The sequence below is a fragment of the Romboutsia sp. genome (genome assembly GCF_051659545.1).
In the GTDB taxonomy this organism is placed as follows: Bacteria; Bacillota; Clostridia; order Peptostreptococcales; family Peptostreptococcaceae; genus JBOFOR01.
Genome location: NZ_JBOFOR010000320.1, coordinates 1 through 3,964, shown reverse-complemented (window position 1 = coordinate 3,964; position 3,964 = coordinate 1). Strand labels below are relative to the sequence as shown.

General features: G+C 27.6%; 6 protein-coding genes. 3 read left to right on the top strand and 3 right to left on the bottom strand.

Annotated features, from left to right (window positions below; genetic code table 11):
• Positions 1-6 precede the first annotated feature (6 nt).
• Complete coding sequence (tnpA, locus tag ACRC03_RS19225) at positions 7-348, bottom strand: IS66 family insertion sequence element accessory protein TnpA (RefSeq protein WP_438654226.1); 342 nt, start codon at positions 346-348, stop codon at positions 7-9.
• A gap of 143 nt (positions 349-491) precedes the next feature.
• Between tnpA and ACRC03_RS19220 the strand changes: the two genes are divergently transcribed.
• The 3 genes from ACRC03_RS19220 (at position 492) to ACRC03_RS19210 (ending at position 1,522) form a co-directional block, all read left to right on the top strand.
• Positions 492-785 (top strand): hypothetical protein, encoded by a 294-nt coding sequence (locus tag ACRC03_RS19220; protein WP_438654225.1) that lies wholly within the window; start codon positions 492-494, stop codon positions 783-785.
• 90 nt (positions 786-875) lie between these two features.
• Positions 876-1,331: a hypothetical protein gene (locus tag ACRC03_RS19215; protein WP_438654224.1), complete on the top strand. Its 456-nt coding sequence runs from the start codon at positions 876-878 to the stop codon at positions 1,329-1,331.
• Positions 1,331-1,522: a hypothetical protein gene (locus ACRC03_RS19210; protein WP_438654223.1), complete on the top strand. Its 192-nt coding sequence runs from the start codon at positions 1,331-1,333 to the stop codon at positions 1,520-1,522. Before ACRC03_RS19215 ends, ACRC03_RS19210 begins: the two co-directional genes overlap by 1 nt.
• Before the next feature lie 259 nt (positions 1,523-1,781).
• Here ACRC03_RS19210 and ACRC03_RS19205 read toward each other — a convergent pair whose 3' ends face one another.
• Both ACRC03_RS19205 and ACRC03_RS19200 read right to left on the bottom strand, forming a co-directional pair.
• Complete coding sequence (locus ACRC03_RS19205) at positions 1,782-3,341, bottom strand: hypothetical protein (RefSeq protein WP_438654222.1); 1,560 nt, start codon at positions 3,339-3,341, stop codon at positions 1,782-1,784.
• Between the two features lie 241 nt (positions 3,342-3,582).
• Positions 3,583-3,964: DUF11 domain-containing protein (locus ACRC03_RS19200; RefSeq protein ID WP_438654221.1), on the bottom strand; the 382-nt coding region annotated here is incomplete at its 5' end.

The following is a 3,964-nucleotide window of genomic DNA, read 5'->3' as shown; positions in this document are numbered from 1 at the left end:
TTAAGTTTAACATATTGAAAGTTCCTTTATTATATTTGTTAAAAGCGTAGCTTCGCTAGATGGAATGTATATATTTATATTTTTAATTTCAATTTTTATTTCATTAGAAATCAATTTAGTAGGTTTATCTTCTGGCACTAGAAGTATTTCTTCTACTTCTACATCTTCTTTATCTAAAAGTATTTCACAAAATGTAGTTTTAATTTTATTTTTTAATCTCTTTCTTCTATAGTAAAGTTGATGGGCGCTTATATTATTTACTTCACAGAATTTAACTATAGAGCCTTGATATTTCTCAAATTTTTCTAGAATTTCATCCCAATTTATTTCACTTTGTTCAATTGACATAGTTAGCCTCCATATTCAAGTTTTTATACTTTATATTTTAGCTAAAAAAATATTGGCATTCTATTCGGATATTCTTTGACGCTTACATAATTTTTTAACTATTCCGTAAAATAATAACATTTTTTATATCAAGGGGGATTATTATGGTTAAGAGGTGGAGATATTTAGCAAGTTCTCTAGCAGTTGTTTTAGCAGTTACATTTATTTACAGTGGTCTAATAGAAGCACAACCAGTAGCATTAGATGAGTATGTCTACGGATGGGATGATGAAAAAGAATTTTCTCTTTTCAGTCATGCAACTCTTTACTCTCAGATAAAGCCAAAACTAGATGAAATACAAAAAAAGAAATCTGATTACAAAATATCAATATACTTTAATGCCAGTCCTCATGGAAATGAATTTTCAGGAACTGATGCTACTTTAAAAATTATATAAAAGTATGCTACTTCTAATGATAAAAGTGTATTAGAAGCTTTAGATAAATCAGTTCTAATATTCAATGTTTGTGCAAATCCTGATGGTAAAGTGGCAGGTCATAAAAAAAACGCTGCATTAACTGATTTAAATAGAGATGCCATGGTTCAGTTTCAACCAGAATCTGAAATACATAGTATGATTGCAGGTAAATGGGCACCATCTGTTATGTCAGATTTACATGGTTATATGAACTTAGAAGGAGAAGAAATACTTATAGAACCTCCAACAGGACCTCATAATCCTAACTACGAATCTGATTTAATTTACAAATTATCACTTGAAGAAGCAGAATATATGGAAAAAGCAATAGAGGAAAAAACTTATCTTCCAGTTGAAATACCATATAGAGATTTTGAAGAGGGATATTTGGATGATGCTACAGAGCTATTGAGTTCATATAGTTCAATGGTTTATACTCCACTACCTAGACTGTGGAGCGTTGATGTTGCTAGTGTTAAAAATGATATAACTATAAAATCAACAGAAATAAAAATCCAAATATAATGACATTCGGACAAGGTGGAGCTAAGTTTATAGAGGACACTGATATTTTTAAAGACTTTAAGTATAATACTACACTCGACACTGATTCAGAAATTGCTTATGACAATGGATTTGTAAATATTGAATTTGCAGACAAAGACCCTCTTCAGTTTAGTATACTTTCTCTTTCTTCTATGCTAAGATGTTTATGACTCATTATGATTATGTTTGTGTAGGAACTACATTTTATCATAAGTTAATTGTAATGAGTATTTGTGTTACATTTAATTATACGGTGGATCCTAGTATCCCTAATAGCGGCAGGTTCAACTTCAACTGTAGCATTTAAAGTTATAGTAATGTGTTAATACAACAAGGGAGCGCTTTCGCTACCCCTTGTTAACTGAAAAAGCTATCAAAAAAATAACCCTTTTGTCTAGCATAATACTTTCTCGGTCTTATATATTGAAACTATACGTATACCTCAAATATTTCTTTATCTTTAATATAAACTTTATCTTGTTTATATTCTTTGTTTTTGTTAAAGTTATATACAATCAAATATCCTTTATCTAAACCTTGATTATCTATATAGTCAGCCAGCTGATTTAAACCTTTTTCATGATAACTTTGTCCGTACCAAATCTTTAACTCAATTACATACTTGAATTGATTATAAGTGATAACTACATCTAATCTTTTTTCCTCAGCTATTTGAACTTCTTTAAAGTCAAATCCGACTCCATTAATTATAGGCTTAATAAATGCTAAAAATAACAATCGTCCTTCACGTTCTATAAACTTTTCATCTATATTACTGTATTGTTCCTTTATAAACTGTTGGAATTTAAGTAGAATATTTTCCATATCAAGGCTACCATCATTATTTATAAAATTCTCTCTAAAATTATAAGTAGTCATTTTCTTTATATTATTTTCTAGCTTTGATGTAAAGTAATTATAAATTACTTGCTCAAATATTCTATTACTTATTTTAACCATTCCATTGGTATCTTGTAAAACTCCATATAAATGCCCTTGTCCTATTAATGGATTATGGATATTGAATAATTTATCAGCTCCATTAAATGCAATATCAAATACATAATTACTTAATACTTCATTATTTTCTAGGTTCTTAATTAAATCATCAAACAATGTATTACTTTCTTTTAGAACTAATTTAACGGCTTTCACTATATCATTTGTTGACCATGCTTGTTTTTTTAACAATATATCTTCATCTATTATTTTACATAGCCTACTAACTAAAAATGGATATCCATTTGTGTAGTAATATAAGCTATTAGAAATTTTTTCAGTATCCATTTCTATATCGTTGATTTCACAATATTCAACTAACATAGTTTCTATTTCATTAGGTGAAAAACTCATATCAATTTTAAAATCAATAGCTATATTCCAAGGACTATTCAGCTTTTTTTCATCATTATCTCTTAATTTTAATTTAAGGTTTTTTATATCGTGAACTCCCGCTAAAATTATAGATTTAAATGTATAATCTTTGCCTAGTTCACTATTTAAATATTTGTTCCTAAACATTCCTAAAAAACTTAAAAATAGCTGATTATTACTAGACTTATCAACTTCGTCTATTAAAAGTATTATTTCCTGTTCAGAATTTTTTACAAACTTTGTTATAGCTTTTGATACATCTTTTAAACTTTTTAATCCATCATTTAGGCCTCTTAGTTCTTCACTTTTATCTTCATCTAAAAACTCTAGACTATCTGCAAATATATCTAGTATTTCTTTACTGAAATTTTCTTCACTTTCAAATATATCATCTCCAATACCTTCAAATGATGTTGATATAACTAAATATTTTTTCTTACAACATTCTTCTAATAAATATAATGTTGTAGTTTTGCCATACTGTCTAGGTCTATTTATTACAAAATAATCCCCATTATCTATAAACTTTTCAATTTGTTTAAGTTTATTATCTATATTAACCATGTAGTGTTTTTTAGGAACACATACACCTGTGGTGTTAAATCTTTTATTCATATACTCACCATCTTTCAAATTCTATATGTATTTATTATTATATTACTATTTATATATATACACAATTTAATATTACATTTATAAATTTATACCTATAGAATTTAATACTCGGTAGGTTGTTTTTGTCTCATTAAGATTAAACACAAAAAACTTACCGAGTATTTTGAGAATATAAAATAAAAATACCTAGAAGGTATTTTAGATTTAATACTTTCTAGGTATTATAGATTTAAACTTTAACTTAACAATTAACTTGAACTTGGAAAGTTACTATTGAAGTTCCACCAGCAGATACAGTTCCAACATTTATACTAGCTGGTGTTCCACCGATTGGATTGCCATCAACTTGCAGCGAATTTGGGATATAACTTGTTCCATTTGGTACAGTATCACTCAACACTACATTAAGAGCATCTACATTACCGTTGTTTGGAATAGATATCGTGTAAGTTATAATATCTCCACAAGTTGCGTATTTTTTATCTGTAAATTTTAATATATTTCCTAAAGTAGCATGATTTATTGTAGTATATGCAGTATTAGTATTATGAACACCACTTGAAGTAGTTAATAGAGTTGGGTCAACTACAAAGTTATATCCAACTGTTCCTGTATTAGGTATC

Excerpts from the sequence above, each read along its gene's own strand:
- tnpA (WP_438654226.1), bottom strand. The coding sequence starts at position 348 with ATGTCAATTGAACAAAGTGAAATAAATTGGGATGAAATTCTAGAAAAA.
- ACRC03_RS19220 (WP_438654225.1), top strand. The coding sequence starts at position 492 with ATGGTTAAGAGGTGGAGATATTTAGCAAGTTCTCTAGCAGTTGTTTTA.
- ACRC03_RS19210 (WP_438654223.1), top strand. The coding sequence starts at position 1,331 with ATGACATTCGGACAAGGTGGAGCTAAGTTTATAGAGGACACTGATATT.
- ACRC03_RS19205 (WP_438654222.1), bottom strand. The coding sequence starts at position 3,341 with ATGAATAAAAGATTTAACACCACAGGTGTATGTGTTCCTAAAAAACAC.